Here is a 25,323-nt window from a genome sequence, read left to right on the forward strand (position 1 = left end):
CTCCCTCCTGTGCAAGATAGATTCAGAACCATCCGCGCTAAAAAGCCTCTTTAAGGGTTATTCTTGATGTTCAATCTGGCTCTCATGCGCATGATTACCTATCATGCGCTGCTCTGTTGTCGCCATCATCGTTTGCCATCCACCACCCAAAGCACGATAGAGGCCCACGGCGGCTAACGCTGTTTGCATATGGAGTTCTGCCTCCACCACTTGGCTGGAAAGCAACATGGATTCCGCGCGGTCCACCTCTAAGAAAGGCACCGCACCATCCCGATATTGCAGCCGTGCTGCCTCATAGGCTTTACGATTCTGACGAACAAGCTCCATGATATGCTGATACCGTAGCTGGAGTTGCGCCATACGGGTAATTGCATCATCAACATCCCGCCATGCCTCTAAGACTGTTTGCCGGTAAGCAAGGGCTATCTCCTGCTGCTCCGCCTTACGCAAAGCCAAGGTGCCGCGTAAACGTCCCCCCTCAAAAATCGGTACATTGACAGTAGGACCAAGGGTAAAATATTTCGCCCCCGGCATGAAGAAATCCCCCGCAGAGAGGCTTTGTGTTCCTAAATTACCCGCTAGATTAATATCAGGATAAAAGGCCGCTTTTGCTGCTCCCACCTCTGCTGTAGCGGCATGGAGCCGTGCATCAGCCATCATAATATCCGGCCTCCGTTGGGCGAGGCTGGATGGCACCCCAACCCCGACCGAAACAGGGAGGTCCAGCTGCGGTCGTATAGGCAGTAACTCCCCCTCCAACGCACGAGGCGGCAAAGCAAGCATCACGCCAATCGTGTTAATCAATGCCGCTTGCATCTCCCGTAAAGGGGGTAAAGCACTATCGGTTTGCTCCACCTGCCCACGCGCCTGCGCGACCTCCAAGTCATTCGCGGCTCCTTCTGTCTGCCGTGCTAACACAAGGGCAAGGTCGTGCCGCACAAGGGCTTGATGTTGCTCTGTAAGGTGAATCTGTGCCTGCACAGCACGAAGGCGCAAATAAGCCTCCACGAGGTCGGCCAGCCGTCCCAACGCCACCCCACGCGCATAGGCTTGCTGCTCCACCACGCGGGCTTTACCTGCCTCTACAAGGCGGCGAATACGGCCAAATAAATCCATATCCCACGAGGCTGAGCCAACATTGGCATATTGCTGATATTGCAAATTCGCCCCCGGTGCAGGCTGAGCGAGGGTGAGAAAACCGTGGGTGCTCTGCTGCGTCCATGTATAAGAGCCTGCCCAATTTAGGCTCGGCACCCCTTCCGAGGCGACTACTTTAAGCTCCCCACGAGCTTGAAGCACCCGCGTGGCCGCTTGCCGAATATCCAAATTATCGCGCGAAAGCCGCTCGACCAATTTATTTAAAACAGGGTCGTGCCATTGCTGCCACCATGTCGTATCCACATCCCCTGCATGAATAAAACCGCGCGTCCGTGCCTCATGCACATCAGCCGCTTTCTCCCAGCCACTAGGTTGATCCGTCTCTTTTGGGGTTTTATAATCCGCCCCCACACGGATGCACCCACCCAGCCCTAATAGGCCTATTAAAAGCCAAAAACTACGCTGCCTCATTTATCTGTCACCCCACGGTCAAGCCGCTTTTGAGCCTGCACAATATTGGCTAAATGCGTCTCCACCGTTGTCTCGACCGAAAGCCCCATCCGCAATAGCCGTGCATGAGGCTGACCGGGAAGAAGGGTAATTTTCACCGGCAGACGTTGGACAATCTTTGTAAAATTACCCGTAGCATTTTCTGGTGCCAAAGGCGCAAAAGCCGCTCCAGAGGCAGGCGGGACACTATCCACGACGCCCTCAAGGTCAATATCATAAGCATCAACATGGATGCGGGCCTTCTGGCCGGGGCGCATATGCTGGAGGGCTAACTCCCGATAATTTGCCTCAATCCAAAGTTGGTCCATCGGCACAAGGGCCATCAACGCCGCCCCATTGGGAACGTAATTTCCCACCTGAACGGTGCGTTCCCCAACCATGCCATCAAAAGGCGCACGAATGGTGGTGTAAGAGAGGTTCAACTCTGCTTGATGCACCCGTGCATGGTCCACCTCCACTTGGCGGCGTGCTGAATCCTGCACAGCCTCCAACACACGTAGCTGCGCTTGGGCTGCGGCATATTGCGCTTGCGCGGCTTGAAGGGACGCTGCCAGCTCATCCAAACTTGCCCGTGTGCGCTCGCCCTGCTCGCGGCTCCCCGCACCATTACGCGCCAAATGGGCATAACGGGTTGCATTCTGCCGGGCGAAAATCAACTGCGCGGTTAATTGCGCCACATGCGCTTGAGCCTCGGCAATCAAAGCGGGTTGACGCGCTACAGTAGCAGCAGCATCCAACACCACCGCACGGTCATGCGCCTCGGTCGCGCGGGCTTGGTCTAATGTAGTTTGATAATCACGTGGGTCGAGCTGGACCAGCACATCCCCTGCATGAACACTCTGGTTATCATCCACTGCCACAGCCACAACCTGCCCCGGTACACGCGGGGCGATAACGCTATAATGTGCCGTCACATACGCATCATTCGTCCATACGCGTGCAGCAGGGATGAACACAATCGCCAGAATCACACCCACAAAAAGAGCCAGAATCCCCCCCGCTAACCAGACCGGCCAGCGTTGCCCCAAAAAACGCCCTTGCTGCTTATGGCTATGATGTTCTGCTGCTTGTTGTGTCATTCTTCTTCCACCCCTTCCCCACGCTGGGCCTCTGGCTGCTCTGGCGATGTCACAACTCGTGGTGCAAATACAACCCATGGTGGATAAGTTCGCACAGGCACAATGAGGATAAAGACCATCAACACCACTAACAATGCTGCCAAAACGCAGAATAAATCCGATAACGTCAGCACAGTGGCTTGATGATGAAATTGCTGTTTAAGATACGCCATACTCCCGCGATAACGCGGTGTTCCATCTGGTAAAAAAGGCGTAGGGCTTTGCAATAAAGGGCTACTACCTTGCACAAGCGCGTATCGATATTGGCCCAAGCGGTCTGCCAAGCGGCCCTCATGCAGGCCACCGCGCCACCGCGTCACTAAATCCACCAACCATGTGCCCCCCACCATCATGAAGGCACGCGGCATATTCACCAACGCAACGGCAAAAGGTGATTCTTCTGCCACAACGGCATTGGTGGACATCATCAACAGGGAGGCCAACACCATCACCCCGCCTATGCCTTGCAAAAACTGCCAGAGATAAAACTCCGGCCGTTGCCATACGGAGGTAACGAGGGAATCCCCACAACAGGCGATGAACATGCAAACCATGCCGCTAAAGCCGATGATGCGACAATCCACCTCCCGCCTATTGAGCAAATACCCCACAAAAGGCGCGACCAATATCTCCACCGCTGCGACTTCTAAGGTGATGAGATAGCTTTGCTCCGGCCGGTAGCCCACTATCTTTGTCAGAAACTGCAAAGGCACAGCCGAGGCAGAGAGTGAAATCACCACAAAGAGGCTAATCCCCCCTACCCCGTAGAAATAATTATTCCGACTGAGAAGTTGAAAGCGAAAAAAAGGCAAAGGGTGCCGCCATTCATTCCACACCAAAAGGGGGATGGCTGCGACACCAATCACACTCAAGACACAAATAAGGGATGAATTGAACCAGTCCAGCCAATCACCAAGGGACAGCACCGTTGTTAGGCACCAAGCGGCCATAACGAAAAATAGCAAGCCATAACCATTAAACCGCTTTAAGCGATGATGTTGTGGCTCCGTAACAGGCATACCATACCAAATACATGCCCCCGCTAACGCGCCTAGCGGGATAGCTTGCAAGAAAATAAACCGCCAACTGAAAAAATCCGTCCATATCCCGGCCAAAGCTGTACCGAGATAAGGAAAACAGGTGGAGACAAGCGTATAAGCCACCAGCCCATAAGCCCGCAGATGAAAAGGCAGAATCCGCAAGATGGAGAACATCAGCAAAGGGATGGCAAATCCACCAGCCAAACCCTGCACGCTGCGCAAACTATAAACGGCTATGGGCATCGTGCAAAAAGTCATCGGCACAATGCTGCTTAAAGCAAGGGCCAGCACAAACAAAGCCCAACGGCGCAAGCTAAACGTAATAGCCATCCATGGGGAGAGCCCTGCCCCAATCACCTGTGCGGAGGTATAGAGGCTAACAAACCACCGGGACGGGTCCCGGCTAAGGCCCATCCCCCCCATAATATCACCAAGACCTTGGAGGGAGACTTGCTCATTTAACGTTGTCATCACCGCTACCAGCAAAACGCCAGCGAGACCGATGATAGATGTCATATGGGCACGAATAGCCTGCAACCAATCCTCCTGACCAAGAGGTCAAACCTCTATCAGAGATTGGCATATCACTTAATAAAGAGCCTAATGTTTTTGAAATTATCCGACCAGTCTGTTACTTAAAAACAACAAGCTTTTCCCATAAAAAACGGGACCACACAGCCATAAGCCGCATGGTCCCGCTTTGCCTTAACGTCTCAGACGAGAAGGGCTAAAGCTTAGCGCAAGCCCAAAGCCTTTGTCCGCTTCGCTACTTCCTCAGCGGAAGCATTGCCAGCGGTCAACCAAGAGCCACCAACGCAAGCGACTGTCGGCAGGGCCAACCAGTCCTTATATGTAGCCTCGGTAATGCCCCCTGTAGGACAGAAGCGCACGCCCAAGCTACCAAACACAGCGGAAAGCCCCTTTAATGCCGGGATGCCGCCATTAGTCATAGCAGGGAAGAACTTAAAGCGGCGTAGCCCTAGGTCCAAACCCATCATGATGTCGCTAGCATTGGCTGTACCGGGGAGGAACGGTACGTCACGGTCCAACGCTTCCTTCACCAAAGCCGGTGTGATGCCGGGGCTGACCATGAATTTTGCACCAGCCTTCATAGCCTGGTCCATCTGCTTAGGGTTCAGCACCGTACCAGCACCGACCAACGCCCCTTCCACTTTGGACATCTCAGAGATGACCTCCAAAGCAGCTGGTGTGCGCAATGTCACCTCAAGGGTGGAGATACCACCAGCGACCAAGGCCTCAGCAATCGGGCGGGCCGTAGCCACATCCTCAACAACCAGAACAGGCATAATCGGGCTGCGGTCCATCACCGCATCCAGTCTTTTGATGTAGCTCATACCTCGGTTCCTTTCTCAACATCATCACCGATTTCATCCAGCTCACGATCCATCATGAACTGCATCGGCGAGGCCCCCTGCTCGGCGGACGGTGCCACCTCACGCATGAGGGCAAACAGCTCGCGACCTGTGCCAGCTGTGGCGCGATGCGGTTTGGTCGGCGTACGTGCGTTCCATTCCTTCTCATCCACCAGAGCTTCCAACTGCCCTGTACGGGCACAAACGCGGATCATATCGCCATCGCGCACCTTAGCCAGCGGGCCGCCAACCTGCGCCTCCGGCCCAACATGCACCACAGCGGGGACCTTACCACTCGCACCAGAGAGACGGCCATCTGTAACCAATGCCACCTTAAAGCCTTGGTCCAGCTCCACACCGAGGGAGGGGATCAAGTTATGCAGCTCTGGCATGCCATTGCCGCGCGGGCCTTGGCCAATCACCACAACCACAACATCCCGATGCAACTCACCAGCCTTTTGCGCTTCCTTCACCGCCGTTTGGGAGTTAAAGACGCGGGCCGGGGCCTCAATGGTCAGCAGGTTATCCGCCACAGCACTGGATTTATACACGCCGCGACCCAGATTACCCTGAAGCAACTGAATCCCCCCAACTGGGTGGAATGGGTCCTTCACACCGCGAAGAATCTCAACATCGCTGGATGGCTTGGCAGGGGTGTAAACAACATTCTTGTCATTGCCTAGCAGAGCGCGTTTGGCGTAATCCTCCAACCCATTCTCAGAGACAGTGGGAATATCACGATGGATCAAGCCAGCATCGGCTAGTTCAGCAATGACAGTCGGCAAACCGCCAACCTCGTTAAACTTGTTCACATCGGAAGGACCGCTTGGATACACCTTACACAAGGTTGGCACCGCAGCAGAAAGGTCGGAGAAGTCTTCCCAATTAACGATAATACCCGCAGCACGCGCCACGGCGGGGATGTGGATCGTATGGTTGGTGGACCCACCTGTAGCCATCAGACCAACAATGGCGTTCACGATGGCCTTCTCATTGACGACCTCGGCCATTGGGCGTGGGGTCTTACCCTTTGTGCTAATCTCCACCAAACGATGGACCCCGGCACGGGTCACAGCCTGACGCAGTGGCGTATCAACAGGGATGAAGGACGAATCCGGCATCATAAGCCCAAGGAACTCGGCCATCATCTGGTTGGTATTGGCTGTCCCGTAGAAGGTACAGGTCCCCTCAGCATGATAAGAGGCCATCTCGGCCTTCATCAGCTCATCTTTGCCAATTTTCCCTTGAACATAAAGCTGACGAACCCGGACTTTTTCCTTGTTCGGCAGGCCAGAGATCATCGGGCCAGAGGGGATCAACATGCCCGGTAGATGACCAAAGCGCAGCGCACCCATCAACAAGCCAGGAACAATTTTATCACAAATACCAAGCAGAGCTACAGCATCATACATACCATGGCTCAGCCCTACGGCGGTGGATTGTGCAATTACATCACGCGAGAAAAGGGAGAGGTCCATCCCCTCTTGGCCTTGCGTGACACCATCGCACATCGCCGGGGCCCCACCAGCAACCTGTGCTGTAGCCCCAACCTCACGTGCAAAAAGCTTCATCTGCTCCGGGTAATGAGCATAAGGCTCATGGGCAGAAAGCATATCGTTATAAGTTGTAATAATGCCCAAATTAGCACGCTGCTCAAAAACCAGCTCCTGCTTATCAGCAGCACTGGAGGCAGCAACGGCATGGGCCAGGTTCCCGCATGTAAGCCGGGACCGGTCTACACCTTTTTCACGGTTACGCTCCATAAGAGTGAGGTAACGACGGCGGGACGTCTTGGACCGCTCGATAATTCTGGACGTTACACTCTCAACAACGGAATTCAGAGACATTGAAGCACTCGCTGTTCGGCTGGACACCCCACAGACAGACGGATAATTCCCCCTGAGAGACACGGTATCATATTATCATCCGCTTGCTTCCCCAACAAAAGGGAAGCATCGCACCACCTTTATGTAAGGAAAGACGCCCCAACGGGCAAGCCACCCCCCATGCACGAACTGACCATCTCCCCAGCACCCAACACAAGGCAATATTATAAAAAGAGTGATTTTTGGGGGTTTTCTCTACAAAAAACCCAGATGAAGCCTTGCACTGTCATGCACAAAACTCCTCTCTGGGCTTTTTAAAATACCTCACTTTGCATAGACGCCGCGCCTAACTCGGCGAGTCATGCTCCTCCTCTTCCTCTCTAAAACTCGGCCAATGACCCGCCGCAAGGGCTATAAGAGAAGGTGTCGCTACGTGCAGGCGGCGGCCATAGACCCAATCATTGGTCAAAACATTCCGCACATAACGCCGTGTCTCCGGGCTGGGGAGGCATTCGATGAACATAAGCGGGTCTTGCAAGCCTCTTTGCCCACTCTGCCAGCGGTTAATGGCTTGCGGGCCTGCATTATAAGAGGCCAAAACCTTTAGTAAGGACGCTTCATTATTCGGCTCATTTTGCCCGATATTCCGGGCAAGATAGAGCATATAAAGCTGCCCGACCTCTAAATTATACCCCGGCTCACGCAGACGCCTTTGCATCTCCTGATAAAACCGCCCCCCCGCAGAGGTAGGGACCGCTTGTGGGAGATGATATTGCTCATTCACCACCCCCGCCGTGACAGGGCGTACCTGCATCATCCCATACGCCCCCGCAGAGGAAGCCGCAGAAGCATCAAAGTTCGACTCCATACGCGCTACAGCGTAAACAAGAGCCGAAGAAAGACGAAAGCCATTATAAGGGTGCAGCTCTGGGAGGGGGCCGAGCACTTCTTTTAACTCATTATGATCCAACCGCTCTAAAGCATGCTGCATCTGCTCTGCTAAAGCCAACATCCCTGCTTTTTGCACAACAAGTTGCAAAGAATGCGCCCTTACAGGGTCCACAAGGGCATCCTGCCACATCTGGCGGGCGAGCATTTCTGCCCGTCCTTGCTCCCCAACCTGTAGCAACGCGAAGAAATGCGGCCCCTCCTCCATAGAAGAAACCACATTAATATCCACCTCACTCAAGGAGGTTTGAGCCGCACCTGCCAAGCCAATATGGGATAATACACCCGAGAGAGCTGTCTCTGCTGTATGGTCATCATGCAGCATACGCCCCGCTAACAGGCCGTAAAAACTCTCACTTTGTGTAGAGGCCCGGTGCAACCATGTGTGATAAAGGCTGGCTTTCCCCTGCCTCTCCGCTACGCGACCCGCCCAAAAAGAAGCCGCAGCCTGAATCTCACCATCGGTTTGCTCTGCATTGGCGGCATTTTCAAACAAATCATACGCGGCATCGGTATAACCCTCGCGCCATGCCGCTAACCCAGCGACAAAAGCAGGGAACCCGACTTTATAATGCCCTACATCCAAACCATTTGCGCCAATACGCAATGCGCTACGCGTCTCCCCTTGGCTGAGCAACTGCATCGCTATCTCGCCATGCAACTGGGCCGCGTAAGATGCTGTCATCCCGGGGGTAGATTTTAGCTGGGCCACCGCCCGCTGTGCGCCTGCCACGCCTTGGGAGGCTTCATCCATTAACGCACGGTCTAAACGGCTGTTACGCACCAATGTTTGAGAGAAAGGTACGGCTTTCTCCACCCGATGAAGGTCCGCTACATTATCATACCCACTGGGTAGATCCGCCGTGGTGGAAGCATCACCCCCGCGACGCATATCATCTAATTTACGTTGGATAAAAGGCGCATCGGGCAAAGAGGCATAATGCTGCAACCAGCTACTCAGCTCTGCCACAGAGGGATGAAAGATAGTGCTAAGATAACGCTCGGCCAGATAATCGGGCAGGAGCAAACGCTCCGCTGTGCTATCTGGGCCAGAGGCGTAATTTAATGCCTCTAAACGCGTAACATCCCCTTCCCGCACGGCAGTAAAGAGGGCCCGATAACGCTCCGCAACAGCCGCAGGCAATGGCCGCGGCAAAGAAGCTTCCCCTATAGGGTGAGGTGATGCGCCATGACGCTCACCTTCAAAATGCTCCGGCACGTGGGACGGAAGAGACATACCCTGCCCCTGCGCCGGAAAAACAGTGTGACCAGCCAGCAATGCCACGCTCAATAGAACGCCACATCTTACTGCGCTAGACCCACCTGGAAATATCCATCGCATAATGCCGGGGCGTAACGCGCTTTTTCTTCACTGACAACCCTTGAAAATAAAGCCAACGCTCCCAGCGTCTTCCCCAAGATAGGCATACACTAGTAAAGAAACCAGCAATTTCTTTCTCTTTTTGCATAGTTCCCCAATTTATGAGACTTCCCTTTACCATTTTGTTAGATGTGGCCGTTAATCTTTTATTCATATAAACGACTCGCTAATCTTCACCTTACCTTCTCTTTCTGAAGAGTCTCCTCCAGTAAAAGAATATCCGCCCAAAGATGCCGCCGCCGCCCTGCATTATCTCCTAATTGAGCAGGATGCCAGAGCGGTAAAAGAGGGATCGGCGCAGCCATAGAGGGAATCATCACCTCATGCCATCGCCCCCGCAACTGGCTAAGCCGTACTTCTTGGCGTAGCAACATCCATGCAGGCGTTGCCCCCATCGTCACAATGCGTGAAGGCTGCGCTAAAGCAATCGCCCGATGCAAAATAGGCACACAAAGCTCTAATTCCCGCTGAGAAACACGCTGCCCCCCCGGTGGCCGCCACGGAATCGCAGGCACACATGAGAGCTGCTCACGCTTCATCCCAATAGAGGCCAAAATGCGCTCTAATAGTCGCCCCATCTCCCCCGCAAAGAGCGTGCCATGGCGGTCCTCATCCTCATTTGGGACATCCCCAATCAATAAAAAAGGCGCGTCCTTGACCAGATGAAGCCCGAGATGATGCTTGGCTGTCCGTGCAAGCGTCACGCCGGGTATATGACGGCCTGCTTGCAATAACGCCTCGGGGTCTTCTGCCTTAGCAAGCGCAGCCTGTGCCTCTTGGAGGCTACGCGTTTCCTGCTTGGCTGTCAGCCGCTCTGCGGATGACGAAGAAGGGGCCACTCCCCCTCTCCCTATCGCGGGGCGGGCGGGCTCCTCTTGCCATATAGCCCACGGCACATCCTCTATCAGCTCATCCACGCCCCACTCTTGATGCAGACGCAAAGCCGCTAATACATCCTGCACGGGGTATGATGAAGATGAAAACGAAGACACAACCATGAAACTCTAAAAACTCTCTTTTTATCTATACGATTCTAACACAGCTACCCAACCATCCACCTTCATAGCTTATAGCGGCTTAATCTGTTACATAGACCACGCATAGATGAACACCCACCCGGACCTGATAAACCGTAACAAGGCCCTACCAAATTGTCCGGCTTTAATAAAATGAGGATGCCCTGCCATGGTGCTGCATCAAGACACAGCGCACGCTAAAATCAATCTCTTCCTTCATGTAACGGGCCGCCGTGATGATGGGTATCACCTTTTGGATAGTCTTGCTATTTTTGCTGGCGCGGGGGATGAACTTTCCCTCAGCGCGGCCCCTTCATCACAAAAAAACGAAAGCCTCATTCTCCAAGGGCCTTTTTCCAAAGGGCTGGAGGCTGATGGCAATAACCTCGTCCTCCGCGCTGCAACAGCCCTGCGGGCGCATCATGAGGGAGACAAAGAAGCCCTCCCTGCCGCTCTCTTACAGCTTGATAAATACCTCCCCATCGCCTCTGGCATTGGGGGTGGCTCTGCCGACGCCGCTTGTGCCTTGCGACTGCTGACACGCTATTGGGGCCTCTCATCAGAGGCCGCCGTTGCTATTGCCCCAACCCTGGGAGCGGATGTTCCTGTCTGTTTGCAGCAAAAAGCAACACGCATGGAAGGCATTGGCGAAATCCTCACCACCGCCCCTGCTTTACCCAAAATGGGCATCATGCTTGTTAATCCCGGCGTGAGCGTTTCCACTCCGACTATCTTTAAACGACTCGCTGCAACGGGTGGACCACGCGCACGCGCCGCTTTGTCCTTTCCTACAGAAGGATGGCCTACGATAGACGCCCTCGTCACCTTCCTAAATGGAACGGAGAACGACCTCCAACCCCATGCTATCGCTCAGGAACCCATCATCGCCACGGTTTTGGAACATCTAGCCCAACTCCCACAGGTCCGTTTTAACCGTATGAGCGGCTCTGGTGCGACCTGCTTTGCGTTATTCGATACTCCTCACGCTGCCCAAGAGGCAGCCCGTCACCTCACACAACACCCCGTTGCAAAAACATGGTGGTGCTGGGCGGGAGCTGTACTGGCGTAAAAAAAAGCCCGCTTCTGCAAGCGGGCTTTCTCCCTAACACAAAGGGCAATCTTTTATCGAGCCGCGCCCTTCAACCGGGCATTACAAGCGGAATAATAACCGCCCCCTTTTTGAATCCACTTCAACCCACCATTACGGCCATTATTCTTATTGGCATTATATTGGGCGAGGCAGGTCTTCATCCGCGCTTTCCCTTCCGATAAGGAGGAAAACTCAGGCGCGATGCGCTGAGGGAAAAGCACATCCCCACTCCCAACAAGGGCTGGAGCGGCGGCTGGCGTTTTGGCCTCACTTGGCGCAACGGCGCGCGCAGACGTATCAGTACAATGAGCTTGCTTAAAAGCCACATAATCCTGCCCGTTTAATGTCCCAGAGGCCTTAGCATTATTAAACGCCTTATGACAGGCAGCTAGGGAGGGCTTACCTGCCTCAATAGCAGGGGCAGCCAAAGCAGCATTCCCCCCGATTAAGGAACACACCATCATAGAGAGGCCCATAACGGATAGCTTCATCACATTCATATCCTTACAACGAACTAACAAATGAGGGGCAAATAATACCACTCTTTCACCATAATTCCACAAGCAGCCTCACCCCAACTCAAGGGCAAAGCTACCATATGCGCTTAGTTGAGCCGCTCGCCATGTTGGGCAAGGTCCAACCCCATTTGCTCCTCATCAGAGGAAACGCGCATACCAACCGTCTTATCGACGAGCCAGAAGATGATAGCTGTTAGGATAACAGACCATATAATCGTCACACCCACAGCCTCAGCCTGCCGCCCTAACTGCGCCCAACTTCCACTTACTCCAACTGGGTTTGAGGCCGTGGCAGAGAGCGGACCATAAGCAAATACGCCCGTCAGTAAAGCCCCAACAATGCCCCCTACGCCGTGCACACCAAAAGCATCTAGGCTGTCATCATACCCCAAACGTGTTTTTAATACCGCAGCACTATAGAAGCACACACCACCAGCAATCAGCCCAATCGCTAATGCCCCACCGGGGAGGACAAAGCCCGCGGCCGGTGTTACCGCCACAAGCCCTGCCACCACGCCAGAGATAATCCCCAACGCTGTCGGTTTGCCATGACGCCACCATTCTACCAGCATCCAGCCTACACCACCGCCAGCGGCAGCGACCTGTGTTGTGAGCATCGCCATACCGGCCCGACCATTCGCCCCAAGGGCAGAGCCTGCATTAAAGCCAAACCAGCCTACCCAAAGCAGCGAGGCCCCGATAATCGCATAAGCCAGATTATAGGGGGACATATCATCACGCTTTAGCCCGTAACGGCGGCCAATCATCAAGGCACAAACCAACCCGGCCACACCAGAATTGATGTGAACAACTGTACCCCCGGCGAAGTCCACAGCCCCTAACCCAGCGACCCAGCCAAGTGGGCTCCATACCCAATGAGCCACCGGCGCATAAACCAGCAACGACCATAGAATCGTAAAAACACACAGCCCAGCAAAGCGGATACGCTCCGCAAAAGCCCCTGTCAGCAGGGCTGGTGTGATGATGGCAAAGGTCATCTGATACATCAGATAAACGCTCTCGGGGATGGTCATAGGTGTTTCTGCCGGAGTCCCCGCCCCTAAGGTAAAGGCTCCGTCCGTCCCTTGATGGAATTGCGATGCAACCCCCCGTAGGAAAAAGCGAGAGGCATCACCAATCCACGCCGTCCCTGTCGAGAAGGCTAGGCTATAGCCGAGGACCATCCACACAATGCTCACAATACAGCAAATCCCAAAGGACTGAACCATAGTGGAGAGGACATTCTTCCGCCGCACCATCCCCGCATAGAACAACGCTAAGCCGGGGACCGTCATCAGCAAGACAAGAGCCGTGCTGACCAACATCCATGACGTATCGCCTGTATCAATCGCACGCATTAGAGGGCTCCTTCGCCTGTCTCGCCTGTCCGGATACGGACCATCTGCTCCACATTTGTGACCATAATCTTGCCGTCACCAATACGGCCTGTACGGGCTTTTTCGGTAATGGCCTCAATAATCTCTGGCACACGCTCATCAGAAACAACCGTTTCCAGCTTAATTTTGGCGATGAAGCTAATAGTATATTCAGCCCCACGATAGATTTCTGTCTGGCCCTTCTGCCGGCCAAAACCGCGCACCTCCGTCACAGTCAGCCCATGCACACCCAGCTCTGCAAGGGCTTCGCGTACATCATCTAATTTGAACGGTTTGATAATTGCCGTTACAAGCTTCATCCCCTCTGGCCCTTTTCTACCGTTGGTCTGTTACTACACTGGAATGAAATCGTGCCACCTTCACAACGATTTCTGCAAGTCTTTCTTTTCGTCAAAGATAGAGCTAGACACAAAAGACCCGCCCCTCTGGCAAAAAAGCCACCCTCTTGGAGGGGCCTCCAGCCCTCTCTTTGCAGGCCGGGAAGGATACATGGCTTATGCGTACAGATTACGACCTCTGCATTAATGGTGGTGGCCCCATCGGGGCGACAATAGCGTGCTTATTGGCGCAAAAAGGCCTCCGCATCCTTCTCCTAGAGCGCGCACCTCTCTCCCCCACGCCAGACCAAAACCCTGATGGTCGCGCCTATGCCCTAGCCGAGGGTGTCCGCCCTTTATTAGAAGAGGCTGGTATCTGGCAGGCCCTGCCCCTACCACCGCAGGCAATTACGACCATCCATGTCACAGATAGCCAAGGGCGAGTCCCCGCAGCCTCCCGCAGCACTCTTGCTGATGGGCTAAGCTTTACCGAGGAGGATGCCCCAGACCACCGCTCTTTTGGCTGGATGGTCGAAGCACATAACCTCCTCGCTGCTATTGCTAGCACCCTCACTTCTCAACCGGGGCTGGATGTACGCGCCCCCGCTACAGGGCAGTTCCAGTTTACGCAAGATGAAGCCCGTATCACGCTCTCAACGGGTGAAACAGTCTCCGCAGCTTTAGTCATCGCGGCTGATGGACGCCAATCCCGCTTACGCCAACAAGCCGGAATCGGCCTAACGCGCATCCCTTATCATAAGACGGCCCTTGTCAACGTGTTAGCTCATACGCTGCCTCATCATGGTAGTGCGCTGGAGAACTTCCTCCCTCAAGGCCCCTTTGCCCGCCTTCCCCTCCCCAGCATAGAAGGCCACCCCCACCGCTCCGCCATTGTATGGACCGACCGCGCTGAACGCATCGCCCATTTCACGAGCCTTGCCCCACATCATTTTGCCCATCTCATTAAAGAACGGCTTTGTGGCGAGGAGCTTGGATCACTGGAGCTTATCGGCACGCATTGGACCTACCCACTCGCCTCCCAATATGCCCATCGCTATTACGCCACACGGCTGATTTTAGCGGGAGATGCCGCCCATGGCTTGCACCCTGTTGCAGGGCAGGGGATGAATCTTGGCTTTCGTGATGTCCGCACGATCGTTGCGCTATTGGGGGAGGCCTTCGCCCATGGGGAGGACCTCGGCTCCCCTTCCTTATTACGGCGTTACCAACAGCTAAGCCGCCCCGGTAATCTTGCCATGCTCGCTGGATGTGACATGATGGAGCGTCTTTTCAGCACGGATGTCCCTTTCATTCGCCATGCCCGCCATGCAGGGCTTATGGCCCTACGGCGGCTCCCAACCCTACGGCAAGGGTTTGTCCGGCGCGCCATGGGTTTATAATTCTAAAGGCATATCTTTTATGGCCGGTTTTCTTGACACATTCCCACAATCCTCCTCTGAGCCACGCTTTTTAGCTGAGTTTTGGGCTATCATGCAGGCACAAGCGTGTTGCTGCTCTGATGCGCTCATCCAAGATCTCTTTGCGGTGAATATTTGTAATCATGGAGATTTTGCCTCTGCTTTAGCCTCGCTCCTCAGCACAAAGCTGACTGACCGCGCCATGACCGAGCCAACGCTCATGCGCCTCATCACCTCTACATTAGAAGATGACCCCACCATTACCCGTGCCGCTGCTTCGGATATTGTCGCCACATTTCAACGGGACCCGGCATGCCCGGACCTCGTAACGCCTTTTCTCTTTTTTAAAGGCTTTCAAGCTCTGCAAGCTCATCGCATTGCTCATCACCTCTGGCGCGTTGACCGCAAGCCGCTCGCTTATCACTTTCAAAGCCGTGTGAATGAGAAATTCGGCATCGATATCCATCCCGCAGCACAAATTGGCCAACGCATTACCATCGATCACGGCACGGGCATCGTCATAGGCGAGACAACCATCATTGAGGATGACGTCTCCCTTTTTCAGAATGTTACCCTCGGCGGAACAGGGAAAAATAGCGGCCAACGCCACCCTGTCATCCGGCAAGGCTGCATGATTGGGGCAGGGGCAAAAATACTCGGCTATTTAGAGATTGGGGCTCATGCCCGCGTTGGGGCTGCCTCGGTTGTGCTTGGCAATGTCCCACCACGCTCTACCGCTGTAGGCAACCCTGCCCGCATCGTCCGTTTTGGCGATATGGACCAAGACTTCTTAAATTACCAAATCTAAACAACATCCCCCACTTATCCCCAGTTTCGGGGATAGGTTGGGGCATCATCCTGTGTGTTGCAATGGGAGAAATGTGGATAAGATTTCACGACTCCCCAAAAACCGCCCCATGAGGCTGTGCGCTCTTTCCTCCAACAAAAAAGACTGACGTGATGGAGGACACCACGCCAGCCTCTCTTTTAGTCAGTGAGCTGATAAGCCCCCTTCCCTCTTATTGATGAGAGAAATGGAAGCTCATGGAATAATCGTAGGTTTGCCCCGGTTTTAGCTCAATGCTGGGGAAGGACGGCGTATTAGGGCTGTTGGGGAAGAACTCCGGCTCGAAAGCAAGCGCATCACCCTGCCGATATGTCTTACCCGCCAGACCATAATATGTGCCGTAAATATGGTTTGAAGAATAGAACTGCATCCCCGGCATGTTGGTGGAGACTTCCATCACACGGCCAGAATGAGGGTCTGTCACACGGGCCACAACGCGCTCTACATCACCCGCTTTGGACGGCCCATTAAGGACCATGCATTTATCATAACCTGTTTGAGGCAGCATCTGCGGGTGCGGCTGACGTAGGCCATCGCCAACACGGCGCGGCTGACGGAAGTCAAACGGTGTGCCATCAACAGCGGCAAGCTCACCTGTCGGAATGGATTGTGCATCTGTCTTGAGGTAATGGTCCGCATACATCTGCACAATCTCATCATCCACAGCGCCAGATCCCTCACCATTGAGGTTCCAATAATTATGTGTGGAGAGATTCACAACAGTCGGAGCATCCGTTGTCGCTTGGAAGTGCAGGCTCAGCGTATTATCGGAGCGCAGACGATAAATCGCATGTGTTGTCAACGTGCCGGGGAAGCCTTGGTCACCATCAGGGCTAACCACCTTAAACTCCACATAAGCACCGTCAGCATCAACACCTTTGCGCTCGATTGTCCAAAGCTTCTGAGCAAAGCTGTTAGGCCCACCATGAAGGGTATTTGTCCCTTCATTAGTGAGGGTATGATACGTTTTCCCCTCCAGCGTGAAGGAGCCATTAGTAATACGATTCGCCACGCGGCCTAGCACAGCCCCGAAGCGAGGGTCTCCATTATTGCGCTCATATTCCCCAATATTAGGGAAGCCAAGCACAACATTACCAAGATGGCCGTTCTTATCGGGGACATCCATTTTATGAATGGTTGCACCATAGGTCAGCAAAGTAACCGTTACGCCGTTATCATTGCTGAGGGTGACTGCTTTTACTTTCTGCTTGTCGGAAAGATGCCCCCAGTCCTGCACACTAACCTTAGGGTGCGCCACAGCCATACCAGACAGAGCCACACTGGCGGCTAAGGCACTAGCCGATAAAAGCCAACCACGGCTTTTTAGAAAACGGGGCATGTAATTTCTCCCACTCCAGAAAAGATAAACCCACCCTGAGCAGCTCCGCCTATGACAGAGGGATAATCCACACCAAGGTAGGCACTCATCTCAACGCTTAACGATGCAAAAATGCAATACCCTCTTTTCTATTACAATTCTGCTATGCGAAAGGGGTAGGCAAGGCCAAATAAGTAACCTATGTTCACTTGGCGCAGGTTTTATAACCTGCCATAGATAAGAGTCTTAATGCGTTACAGTCCCGGCCCGTTCCCGTTTGGGCATTTCCCCTTTCCACCTATAGGGGAGATACCTCCCATAGCCGGGCCTTAAAAGAAGCAGGAGCGGCAACAACATGGCGTGCAAAGGCAGCACAATGCAGCATCACAAGGGCAAAAAAGCTGCCCTGTTCACACTGGTCGGCTGCCTTACTTTATCGTCTCTTGCAGGATGCACCGCCAAGCCCCCTAAAGACCCTGATGAGTTAGCTGACTATAAAGCTGCAAATGATAAGTTTGAGCCTTTTAACCGCAAGATGTTCAACATCAATATGTGGGTGTATCACAAAGCTCTGCGCCCGGTTGGACGTTTCTGGCAGAAGCATGTTCCCCAGCCCATCCGCACCTCGGTTGCGACATTGAATGAAACATGGCGGGAGCCTGCGGTCTTCTTCTCCGATGTTGGGGCAGGGCGTCCCCGCCGCGCTGGTGATGCGTTTATGCGCTTCCTCCTAAATATGACAACGGCGGGCTTTTATGACGTTGCCAAACATTTGGGCTATAAGCAGCATGAGACAGACCCCGGCATGGTCCTTGCCCTCTGGGGGGTCAAGTCCGGTCCGTATCTCTTTCTCCCCGGCTTAGGGCCAAGCAGCTTCCGCGATGCGGCGGGCTATGCGCTGGGTCAGGGGCTAACACCAATTAACTATGTGCCCAGCGGTTATGGGCTTATCAGCTTCAACTGGGGCTATAACATCCTTGGCACATTCAATACCTTCGCCGATAATACAGACCAGCTCGACCAGCTAGAACATCAAAGCCTAGACCCTTACGCCTTCATGCGGAGTGCATGGCAGCAGCAGCGTCAGAGCCAGATTGATGCCCTAAAGGCCGATCACCGCGCTACAACGCCTGACTGGTACTGACAATCCCGTCCTCACTAAGGACAGCCCTTTTTAGAAGGATTCCCCACACATGATGCTCCGTCAGCTTACACGCCGCACCATTTTGGGAGCTGCCAGCCTACTCGCTCTCGCCCCCATGTTGGCATTCGCCGCACCTTCCAGCGAGGAAGCAAGTGCGTTCGTTAATGATTTTGGCGGGAAGTTAGTCGCTGTTATGAATAGTAACACGACATTGGATAAAAAACGCAACGCCCTCCTCCCGCTCCTGCGTCAGAATATAGATGTGCAAGGGATTGGGCGGTACTGCCTAGGACGTTTCTGGCAGCAAGCCACGCCAGAACAGCAAAAGATTTATCTTGAGTTGTTTGAGGATGTGCTGCTCAATGCTGTAACCGCCCGGATGGGAGAATATGAGAATATCTCCTTCCGTTTGGTCGATAATGTCGCTTCCCCCGCAGGGCAGAAAGTGACGCTCCAAATTAGCCGTCCCAATCATCCTTCTGTAATGATGACAGCCGTTATTGATGGCGAGCCTCCCAAGGTTGTGGACCTCTACGGCGAGGGCGCAAGCATGCGGATGACCCAGCGCAGCGATTACACCGCTTACCTCACACGCCACGGCTATAAGGTGCAGGCTCTTATTGATGCGCTAAAACATCAGCTTGGCCGCCAATAAAGCGCAGCACATTATGATGTTCCAACATAAGGGGGCGTTCGGCCCCCTTTTCGCTAAGCATCCCTGCTTTCTTCACATCGCATGACAGACGAACTCTCCCTCTACGACTTCACCCTCCCGCGCGACTCTATCGCGATCGAACCCGCCCGCCCGCGTGATGCAGCGCGTCTCCTCCACGTCATGCCCCCCGCCCTTACAGGAACAAAGCAGGCCCGCCTCACCCTCCACCACATCCATAACCTCCCAGACCTGCTAAAAGAGGGCGACCTCCTCATCGCAAATAATACAGAGGTCATCCCTGCTAAGATGGAAGCCCGCCGGGGCGAGGCTCGCATTGGCATCACGCTCGACCGCATCTTACCAGAGGGGCAATGGCACGCGCTTGCCCGCAATGCGCGTAAATTACGCCCTCATGATACACTCCATTTTGAGAATGACCCCGTCACCGCCACCATCCTCACCAATGAGGGCGATGGAGCGATTACCCTTCGTTTTTCAGTTGAGGGGGATGCGTTCGATAGGTTTTTAGAACGCCGCGCAGCTCTGGCCCTGCCACCTTATATTGCTCGGCCTCATGGCCCTACAGAGGCGGATGCGCATGATTATCGCACTATTTTCTCCCGCTTTCGTGGGGCTGTAGCCGCCCCAACGGCGGGACTACACTTCACCAATGACGTCTTAAAAGCCCTCACTGCCAAAGGAATCGCGCAGGAAACACTCACCCTCCATGTCGGGGCGGGGACATTCCTGCCTGTTCGCAGTAGCATTGCCGAGCATAAAATGCATGCTGAATGGGGGCATATCACCCCAGAAACGGCCCAACGAATCAATGAGACACGTGCCCGTGGGGGCCGTATTGTCGCCGTGGGAACGACAAGCCTCCGCCTCTTAGAGAGTGCGGCTGATGAGCATGGACTCATTCACCCTTGGCAGGGGGAGACATCCATTTTCATCAAGCCGGGCTACCGCTTCCGCGCTGTTGATGCGCTGCTCACAAACTTCCATCTACCACGCTCAACCCTCTTTATGCTGGTGTGCGCCTTTGCAGGGACGGACACTATGCGCCACGCTTATCATTACGCCATCACCGAGGGATTACGATTTTACTCCTACGGCGATGCTTGCTTATTGGAGCGCACCCCATGACACTCTCCACCCCTCGCCCAACCCTTACCGCCTCCGAGCATATGCATTGGCAAAAGGAAGCCCAATCTGGGCAAGCCAGAGCGGGGTGGCTGCACACACGCCACGGCAGTGTCCCCACCCCAACCTTTATGCCTGTTGGGACGGTCGGGACGGTCAAAGGCATTACGATGGATAATGTGCGGGCTACCGGGGCTGGTATTGTGCTGGGCAATACCTATCACCTCATGCTCCGCCCCACCGCAGAGCGCGTACAACGCCTAGGGGGCTTACACCGCATGATGGATTGGCCAGGGCCTATCCTAACCGATTCTGGTGGCTTCCAAGTCATGTCCTTAGGGCCATTGCGTAAGATGGATGAAGATGGCGTGACCTTCCGCTCCCATATTGATGGCAGTGCCCACCGCCTCACGCCTGAAAGCTCGACAGACATCCAATATAAGCTAGATGCCACCATCACAATGGCCTTTGATGAATGTCCTGCCCTCCCCGCTACTAAAGAGGTGCTAGCGGCCTCCATGCAGCGTTCTATGCGATGGGCAGCGCGCTCCCGCGAGGCATTTATCGCCCGCCCCGGCTATGGGCAATTCGGCATTGTCCAAGGTGGGACAGAGCCCGACCTACGCGCAGAATCCGCCCGCGCCCTGCGTGACATCGGCTTTGAGGGCTATGCGATTGGCGGCCTCGCCGTGGGGGAAGGGCAAGAGCTGATGTTCTCCACGCTGGATTATACAACCCCCCTCCTCCCTGAGGACCAACCACGTTATCTCATGGGTGTTGGCACGCCTGATGACCTCTTAGGGGCCGTTATGCGTGGCTGCGATATGTTCGATTGCGTCATGCCCTCCCGTGCTGGCCGTACTGCCCGCGCTTATACCGAGCGCGGGACATTGAACCTCCGCAATGCTCGCTTTGCTGAAGATACACGGCCTATCTCGCCAGATGATGATAGCCCTATGGCAGGCCGTTATAGCCGCGCTTATCTTCATCATCTTTTCCGCGCGAATGAGATGTTAGGGCCGATGCTCCTCACCCTTCATAATCTTGCCTATTATCAACGGCTCATGCGCCAAATTCGCGCTGCAATTATAGCAGGTACATTAGAGCAAACCGCAGCCGAACTCCGCCAAAACTGGGCCAAAGGCGATTGGAGCGAGGAGGAATACCCCATGCCTCGCTACCATCAAGATTAACTCTCCCCCTCTTTTAAGGTTAGGGGACATGCTCCTTATACCGGGCCCAATCTGTCGCTAAGTGCCGCACAATGGGGCTGGCAACACGATAAGCGGCGTCCGTTGCGGCATGAAGGCCCGGTAGATTTTCCTCATGCGCGGCATTGGCCAACATCGTCGCGGGGGTAACAGCGGTGGGCGGCATATCAAAATTGCTGGCAGTCCGTAGGATAAGGATACGCTGCGCATCCACACGGCCCGCTTTCGCTTGCAAGGCCAAAGCTTGGCAGAGGGCAATATCTTCCTCCGCTGTTGTCACCATCTCCCCTTGATGGTCCGTCCAATAAGACACCCACCGCTCTGCCCAACGATTCATCCGCGCCCCGAGCCAATAAGTCTCGCTAGAGATGGTATCGCCTATCATCACATGAGGGGGCTTTAGAGCCTCGGGAAAGTCTTGATAAACATGACGATGGGCCTGTAAGGCTGCGTTATCGGGCAAAGTGATGGCCTTTGTGCGCTCATACGCCCATTGCACCAAAGAAGGCCGTAACTGATACGCCATATCCCCCGCGATGGAATGAAGCGGCGGGCGGGGGTACTCATCAGGTACATGCCCTTGGAGAGGCGTAAAGCCATCCGGCCAATCGGCTGGTATTTCACGTGAATCAATAAGATGTGCAGCCCCACCATTGACCACATAACGCGCCCAAGCGGCCGAGCCGAGGCTTGCTTTATATGGGTTCACCCCCGCAATCCCAGCTAATATGAAATAAGCATGACGGAGGTCAAAACGAGGGTCTAACGCTAAAGCCGTAATGGCGGCGGCCATATGGCTGGGGCCTTCCCCGCTTACAAGCCCCAACACATGGTCCTGCGCGTTATAGCGCAGCACACCATGCTCCGTCCCCGGTGCAGGGAAGCTTTGCTCCAACGGGTAACGCTCCACCCAATGTTGAAACTCCCCCGGCATATCGCCTCTATCCTGCCCAAGCTCAAAGGTCGTCACCACCACAACGCGCACCTCCAGCGGCGCGGCCTGCGCGTGGGCTTTAACCCCTATTCCTACCCCAGCTATGACGCCCGCTAGCATAACGCCGCAAAACCGTCTCATCCTGCTACAACTCATGATCATGCCTTCCCTCTCATCATCACACGGCCCTTATGGTGTAGAAGTCAATAAAGGATTTGCCATTATATCGGCCTCAAAGTGGTGAAAGGCCGCCTCTAACTGCCATTGCAACTTGGCCTTTAAACTCCGCTGTAGAAGGCGGGTGCAATCAGAGGCGATATTATCAGCCCGCCCCCACTCTCCACCCCCTGCACAGGAAGGCACAATCTGCCCCGGTTGCCGCCCTACCCATAAGCTCTCCCCCGGTAGGAACCCATATTCCAAACTCGTGCGGGAAAGCTGAATAAGAGTCGGATAATCCAGATGATAAGCCAGCACGGCCCGCATATAATCTTGCGTTAAATCACTACGCGAGACGCCTTCATCATCGGTGGAGAGGGCCACAGGCACACCCGCATAACGGTAAAGCGGGAAAGGATGGCGCGCGCCCTTAACGGACAAAATCTCATCATTACTGGTGAGATTTACCTCCACTAAAATCTTCCGCTTTGCCATCTCATGCAGCAACCCTACCGGGTCGCGCTCCCACAGCACATCCACCCCATGGCCAATACGCTCCGCCCCTGCGACCTCAATCGCCTCACGGATATGATGGTCCAAATCCGCCGCAGGCACGAGAGACGGTGTTACCTCCCCTGCATGAAGGCTCAAATGCGTGCCGGGGTAGCGTTGATTGAGATAATGGAACATCTGCATATGCAGGTCGTAATCACGCAGGGCGATGGGGTCATCCTCTGGGGCTACGATATTCACCCCCACAAAACGCGCATCCTGCTTAACGCTCTCATAAGCAGCCACAAGCTGCGTCCATACAAAAGGCGCAGGGAAAATGCGTAAAATGGAATAATGATAACGTATCGTCACGCCACACCCAGCTGCGGCATGGCTGGTGCCACATTGCATCACAGCATGGGCGCGGGCCTCCATCGCATCCACAGCCTGACGCGAGAGCGCGCCCATCTGGCCCAACGCAGGACGCAGAGCCTCATAAGCGGCTTTTAAATCAGCAGTATTTTTAAGGGGCGGTAAGGAGGCCTTGTGCATCATCTCCCCTAAAAGGGGGAAGGAGAGCGGGGCAATTTGTAGCTCTACATAATGCACATGGTCACGGGCGGCTTGATTGGCTGCCTCGGCCAACATATCGCCTTGATGAGCCTGATCCACCACAGCAAACCGCAAAAAGGTCGCAAAGAAGTGGTCATGACCGGAGCGATCCTCCCCCGTTGGCACATAATGCCGCATGGAAAGCGCATTGACCATCTTATCCCACGCTGCGGCATTATCCGCTAACAAAGCCGCCTGTATCTGCCCCGCTGCCGGATGGGGGCATGGTTTAGATAGAATCGTTTGCTCTGTAAGCGAAACACAAAGCCCATCCTGCGCGGCCCATTTTAAAAAGCTCTCCGCATATACCGCACCAGAGAGATGATTATGCAAATCCGCCCCTTTGGGGAAGGCTCGTAAGAAAAGCTCCAGCCGCACAGGGTCACTTTTAAGCGACTCAAATAATGCGGGGACCGAGAGCACACCCGCCGCCGCATAAGCTGGGTGAACCATCATAATAATAAGGCAGGATAAAAGCTGTAAGACTCTCATAGCCCTATCATGGCGTCCCTACGCGTAACTGACAAGAAAATCCCCTTCCCCCATACGGCACGACCTGTCACTATCTCCTCTTATGCAGCACAACCCAACAGCGTATCGCCTCCAAAAACGCAGCCTCAGCCTATATGGGCATAGGACCTCCATCGCTTTAGAAGCAGAGTTTTGGCAAGTGCTGGAGAGCATGGCCCGCCACGCCCAATGCCCCTTGGCTACCTTTATCGCTAAGCTTGATACAGACCGCCCACCAGAACAATCACTGGCCTCGCTCTTGCGCCTTTCCGCCTTACGTTTTGCCCAACACCAGCATCATACACCCCCCTAACGCGCTGCGCTTTCATCACGCCTATTATACGCTCTTACCTATTCCCGCTGCTCTAATCTCCATGATAAGCTGACCTGGCTCGAATCACGGAGGCGGCGATGGCTTTCTGGGGAAAGATGTTTGGTGGGGTAGCCGGTTTTGCCGCTGGCGGGCCGGTCGGTGGCCTTCTTGGGATGATTTTAGGGCACCTTACCGATACGGATAAGATTCTCACCCCGCCTTCTGGCACATGGGGGGATCGCTTCCCCACCCAAGGGCGGCCAGACCCCCATAATGCTGCCTTTTTTACAGCGGCAAAACTCGCGGCTCTTTTTGGTAAAACAGACCAGCTTTACGGGCTGGGGGTCGTCACCCTCTCGGCCAAATTGGCCAAAATTGACGGCCCCGTAAATCGGGCAGAAATTAACGCATTTAAAGCGGCATTTCGCTTCCCAGCGGAGAATCAAAAGGAAGTCGGCCTCCTTTTTGACCGCGCCCGCGAACGGACAGATGATTTTGAACTATACGCCCAAGAGCTTGGCCGTGCCTTTGCCGATAGGCCCGAACCGCTAGAAAGCCTGCTGACCGTCCTCTTTCGGATTGCGAAAGCTGACCTCCCCGCTGGGGCGGAACTTCACCCCTTAGAGCAAGACTTTCTCCGCCGGACTCATCGGGCCTTTCGCCTTTCCGCCCGTGTATGGGAACGCGCAGAGACAGGCCAAGCCCGTGCTGCATCGACCTCCTCCGCGGCGGATTGTTACCGCATCCTCGGCATTAGCGCACAAGCCAGTGATAGCGAGGTCCGCACCCGTTGGCGCGTCTTAATCCGTGAATATCACCCTGACCGCCTCGCCCAACAACCCATGACCGACGCTCAGCGCAAAGCCGCGCAAGAGCGCATCGCGCGCATCAATGCCGCATGGGACCAAATTAAACGCGATCGCGGTCTATAACCG

General features: G+C 54.5%; 22 protein-coding genes. 9 read left to right on the top strand and 13 right to left on the bottom strand.

The genetic code is table 11. The features are described from left to right. Positions 1 to 57: 57 nt before the first annotated feature. The 7 genes from GM557_RS07080 to GM557_RS07110 form a co-directional block, all read right to left on the bottom strand. Positions 58 to 1,569: an efflux transporter outer membrane subunit gene (locus tag GM557_RS07080; protein WP_099026861.1), complete on the bottom strand. Its 1,512-nt coding sequence runs from the start codon at positions 1,567 to 1,569 to the stop codon at positions 58 to 60. Continuing rightward, positions 1,566 to 2,687 carry an HlyD family secretion protein gene (locus GM557_RS07085; protein WP_155573661.1) on the bottom strand — a complete coding sequence of 374 codons (1,122 nt, stop codon included), beginning with the start codon at positions 2,685 to 2,687 and terminating at the stop codon, positions 1,566 to 1,568. Before GM557_RS07085 ends, GM557_RS07080 begins: the two co-directional genes overlap by 4 nt. Beyond that, a complete protein-coding gene (locus GM557_RS07090) occupies positions 2,684 to 4,303 on the bottom strand; it encodes an MFS transporter (protein WP_230873308.1) in 1,620 nt (539 codons plus the stop codon). The genes GM557_RS07085 and GM557_RS07090 overlap by 4 nt, the downstream gene beginning before the upstream one ends. A gap of 197 nt (positions 4,304 to 4,500) precedes the next feature. Continuing rightward, positions 4,501 to 5,121, bottom strand: a complete 621-nt coding sequence (gene eda / locus GM557_RS07095) for a bifunctional 4-hydroxy-2-oxoglutarate aldolase/2-dehydro-3-deoxy-phosphogluconate aldolase (RefSeq protein WP_099026863.1) — start codon at positions 5,119 to 5,121, stop codon at positions 4,501 to 4,503. Further along, a complete protein-coding gene (edd, locus tag GM557_RS07100) occupies positions 5,118 to 6,986 on the bottom strand; it encodes a phosphogluconate dehydratase (protein WP_155573662.1) in 1,869 nt (622 codons plus the stop codon). The genes eda and edd overlap by 4 nt, the downstream gene beginning before the upstream one ends. Before the next feature lie 325 nt (positions 6,987 to 7,311). Next, positions 7,312 to 9,150, bottom strand: a complete 1,839-nt coding sequence (locus GM557_RS07105) for a transglycosylase SLT domain-containing protein (RefSeq protein ID WP_196424617.1) — start codon at positions 9,148 to 9,150, stop codon at positions 7,312 to 7,314. Between the two features lie 317 nt (positions 9,151 to 9,467). Continuing rightward, positions 9,468 to 10,292 (bottom strand): uracil-DNA glycosylase, encoded by an 825-nt coding sequence (locus tag GM557_RS07110; protein WP_155573664.1) that lies wholly within the window; start codon positions 10,290 to 10,292, stop codon positions 9,468 to 9,470. Between the two features lie 187 nt (positions 10,293 to 10,479). On the opposite strand from GM557_RS07110, the gene GM557_RS07115 reads away from it, so the two are divergent. Beyond that, positions 10,480 to 11,379: a 4-(cytidine 5'-diphospho)-2-C-methyl-D-erythritol kinase gene (locus GM557_RS07115; RefSeq protein ID WP_155573665.1), complete on the top strand. Its 900-nt coding sequence runs from the start codon at positions 10,480 to 10,482 to the stop codon at positions 11,377 to 11,379. A 53-nt stretch (positions 11,380 to 11,432) separates the two neighbouring features. Here the strand turns inward: GM557_RS07115 and GM557_RS07120 are convergent, their stop codons facing one another. The 3 genes from GM557_RS07120 to GM557_RS07130 form a co-directional block, all read right to left on the bottom strand. Next, the gene (locus GM557_RS07120; protein WP_196424623.1) at positions 11,433 to 11,891 is read right to left on the bottom strand and encodes a hypothetical protein; all 459 of its coding nucleotides are present in this window, start codon (positions 11,889 to 11,891) and stop codon (positions 11,433 to 11,435) included. Between the two features lie 113 nt (positions 11,892 to 12,004). Beyond that, a complete protein-coding gene (locus GM557_RS07125) occupies positions 12,005 to 13,276 on the bottom strand; it encodes an ammonium transporter (protein ID WP_155573666.1) in 1,272 nt (423 codons plus the stop codon). Beyond that, positions 13,276 to 13,614 (bottom strand): P-II family nitrogen regulator, encoded by a 339-nt coding sequence (locus GM557_RS07130; RefSeq protein WP_155573667.1) that lies wholly within the window; start codon positions 13,612 to 13,614, stop codon positions 13,276 to 13,278. Before GM557_RS07130 ends, GM557_RS07125 begins: the two co-directional genes overlap by 1 nt. 197 nt (positions 13,615 to 13,811) lie before the next feature. On the opposite strand from GM557_RS07130, the gene GM557_RS07135 reads away from it, so the two are divergent. Then, entirely contained in the window at positions 13,812 to 15,032 is a 1,221-nt protein-coding gene (locus GM557_RS07135; RefSeq protein ID WP_155573668.1) for an FAD-dependent monooxygenase, read from the top strand. 91 nt (positions 15,033 to 15,123) lie between these two features. Then, the gene (gene cysE / locus GM557_RS07140; RefSeq protein WP_155573748.1) at positions 15,124 to 15,858 is read left to right on the top strand and encodes a serine O-acetyltransferase; all 735 of its coding nucleotides are present in this window, start codon (positions 15,124 to 15,126) and stop codon (positions 15,856 to 15,858) included. 211 nt (positions 15,859 to 16,069) lie between these two features. Here cysE and GM557_RS07145 read toward each other — a convergent pair whose 3' ends face one another. Continuing rightward, positions 16,070 to 17,236: an aldose epimerase family protein gene (locus tag GM557_RS07145; protein ID WP_155573669.1), complete on the bottom strand. Its 1,167-nt coding sequence runs from the start codon at positions 17,234 to 17,236 to the stop codon at positions 16,070 to 16,072. 355 nt (positions 17,237 to 17,591) lie between these two features. Here GM557_RS07145 and GM557_RS07150 point away from each other — a divergent pair, with 355 nt between their 5' ends. From GM557_RS07150 to tgt, 4 genes are all read left to right on the top strand, one after another. After that, positions 17,592 to 18,359, top strand: a complete 768-nt coding sequence (locus tag GM557_RS07150) for a VacJ family lipoprotein (RefSeq protein ID WP_155573749.1) — start codon at positions 17,592 to 17,594, stop codon at positions 18,357 to 18,359. A 49-nt stretch (positions 18,360 to 18,408) separates the two neighbouring features. Beyond that, positions 18,409 to 19,014 carry a phospholipid-binding protein MlaC gene (locus GM557_RS07155; RefSeq protein WP_230873309.1) on the top strand — a complete coding sequence of 202 codons (606 nt, stop codon included), beginning with the start codon at positions 18,409 to 18,411 and terminating at the stop codon, positions 19,012 to 19,014. Between the two features lie 81 nt (positions 19,015 to 19,095). Continuing rightward, positions 19,096 to 20,160 carry a tRNA preQ1(34) S-adenosylmethionine ribosyltransferase-isomerase QueA gene (gene queA, locus GM557_RS07160; RefSeq protein ID WP_155573670.1) on the top strand — a complete coding sequence of 355 codons (1,065 nt, stop codon included), beginning with the start codon at positions 19,096 to 19,098 and terminating at the stop codon, positions 20,158 to 20,160. 41 nt (positions 20,161 to 20,201) lie between these two features. Next, positions 20,202 to 21,350, top strand: a complete 1,149-nt coding sequence (gene tgt / locus GM557_RS07165) for a tRNA guanosine(34) transglycosylase Tgt (RefSeq protein WP_155573751.1) — start codon at positions 20,202 to 20,204, stop codon at positions 21,348 to 21,350. Between the two features lie 19 nt (positions 21,351 to 21,369). On the opposite strand, the gene GM557_RS07170 is transcribed toward tgt, so the two are convergent. Together GM557_RS07170 and GM557_RS07175 are read right to left on the bottom strand one after the other, a co-directional pair. Further along, positions 21,370 to 22,443, bottom strand: coding sequence for a purine nucleoside permease (locus GM557_RS07170; protein WP_155573671.1), 1,074 nt, complete (start codon positions 22,441 to 22,443; stop codon positions 21,370 to 21,372). Between the two features lie 48 nt (positions 22,444 to 22,491). Next, positions 22,492 to 24,057 carry an adenosine deaminase gene (locus GM557_RS07175; RefSeq protein WP_230880641.1) on the bottom strand — a complete coding sequence of 522 codons (1,566 nt, stop codon included), beginning with the start codon at positions 24,055 to 24,057 and terminating at the stop codon, positions 22,492 to 22,494. A gap of 82 nt (positions 24,058 to 24,139) precedes the next feature. Between GM557_RS07175 and GM557_RS07180 the strand changes: the two genes are divergently transcribed. Continuing rightward, entirely contained in the window at positions 24,140 to 24,388 is a 249-nt protein-coding gene (locus tag GM557_RS07180; protein ID WP_099026877.1) for a ribbon-helix-helix domain-containing protein, read from the top strand. Positions 24,389 to 24,486: 98 nt separating this feature from the next. Continuing rightward, the gene (locus tag GM557_RS07185; protein WP_155573672.1) at positions 24,487 to 25,320 is read left to right on the top strand and encodes a TerB family tellurite resistance protein; all 834 of its coding nucleotides are present in this window, start codon (positions 24,487 to 24,489) and stop codon (positions 25,318 to 25,320) included. Positions 25,321 to 25,323 lie beyond the last annotated feature (3 nt).

This window comes from Bombella sp. ESL0385 (assembly GCF_009725755.1).
In the GTDB taxonomy this organism is placed as follows: domain Bacteria; phylum Pseudomonadota; class Alphaproteobacteria; order Acetobacterales; family Acetobacteraceae; genus Bombella; species Bombella pollinis.

Bases quoted from the DNA above. Each gene is read 5' to 3' on its own strand.
- GM557_RS07080 (WP_099026861.1), bottom strand. From the start codon at position 1,569: ATGAGGCAGCGTAGTTTTTGGCTTTTAATAGGCCTATTAGGGCTGGGT.
- GM557_RS07085 (WP_155573661.1), bottom strand. From the start codon at position 2,687: ATGACACAACAAGCAGCAGAACATCATAGCCATAAGCAGCAAGGGCGT.
- eda (WP_099026863.1), bottom strand. From the start codon at position 5,121: ATGAGCTACATCAAAAGACTGGATGCGGTGATGGACCGCAGCCCGATT.
- edd (WP_155573662.1), bottom strand. From the start codon at position 6,986: ATGTCTCTGAATTCCGTTGTTGAGAGTGTAACGTCCAGAATTATCGAG.
- GM557_RS07105 (WP_196424617.1), bottom strand. From the start codon at position 9,150: ATGTCTCTTCCGTCCCACGTGCCGGAGCATTTTGAAGGTGAGCGTCAT.
- GM557_RS07110 (WP_155573664.1), bottom strand. From the start codon at position 10,292: ATGGTTGTGTCTTCGTTTTCATCTTCATCATACCCCGTGCAGGATGTA.
- GM557_RS07115 (WP_155573665.1), top strand. From the start codon at position 10,480: ATGGTGCTGCATCAAGACACAGCGCACGCTAAAATCAATCTCTTCCTT.
- GM557_RS07120 (WP_196424623.1), bottom strand. From the start codon at position 11,891: ATGAAGCTATCCGTTATGGGCCTCTCTATGATGGTGTGTTCCTTAATC.
- GM557_RS07125 (WP_155573666.1), bottom strand. From the start codon at position 13,276: ATGCGTGCGATTGATACAGGCGATACGTCATGGATGTTGGTCAGCACG.
- GM557_RS07130 (WP_155573667.1), bottom strand. From the start codon at position 13,614: ATGAAGCTTGTAACGGCAATTATCAAACCGTTCAAATTAGATGATGTA.
- GM557_RS07135 (WP_155573668.1), top strand. From the start codon at position 13,812: ATGCGTACAGATTACGACCTCTGCATTAATGGTGGTGGCCCCATCGGG.
- cysE (WP_155573748.1), top strand. From the start codon at position 15,124: ATGCAGGCACAAGCGTGTTGCTGCTCTGATGCGCTCATCCAAGATCTC.
- GM557_RS07145 (WP_155573669.1), bottom strand. From the start codon at position 17,236: ATGCCCCGTTTTCTAAAAAGCCGTGGTTGGCTTTTATCGGCTAGTGCC.
- GM557_RS07150 (WP_155573749.1), top strand. From the start codon at position 17,592: ATGCAGCATCACAAGGGCAAAAAAGCTGCCCTGTTCACACTGGTCGGC.
- GM557_RS07155 (WP_230873309.1), top strand. From the start codon at position 18,409: ATGATGCTCCGTCAGCTTACACGCCGCACCATTTTGGGAGCTGCCAGC.
- queA (WP_155573670.1), top strand. From the start codon at position 19,096: ATGACAGACGAACTCTCCCTCTACGACTTCACCCTCCCGCGCGACTCT.
- tgt (WP_155573751.1), top strand. From the start codon at position 20,202: ATGCATTGGCAAAAGGAAGCCCAATCTGGGCAAGCCAGAGCGGGGTGG.
- GM557_RS07170 (WP_155573671.1), bottom strand. From the start codon at position 22,443: ATGAGACGGTTTTGCGGCGTTATGCTAGCGGGCGTCATAGCTGGGGTA.
- GM557_RS07175 (WP_230880641.1), bottom strand. From the start codon at position 24,057: ATGAGAGTCTTACAGCTTTTATCCTGCCTTATTATTATGATGGTTCAC.
- GM557_RS07180 (WP_099026877.1), top strand. From the start codon at position 24,140: ATGCAGCACAACCCAACAGCGTATCGCCTCCAAAAACGCAGCCTCAGC.
- GM557_RS07185 (WP_155573672.1), top strand. From the start codon at position 24,487: ATGGCTTTCTGGGGAAAGATGTTTGGTGGGGTAGCCGGTTTTGCCGCT.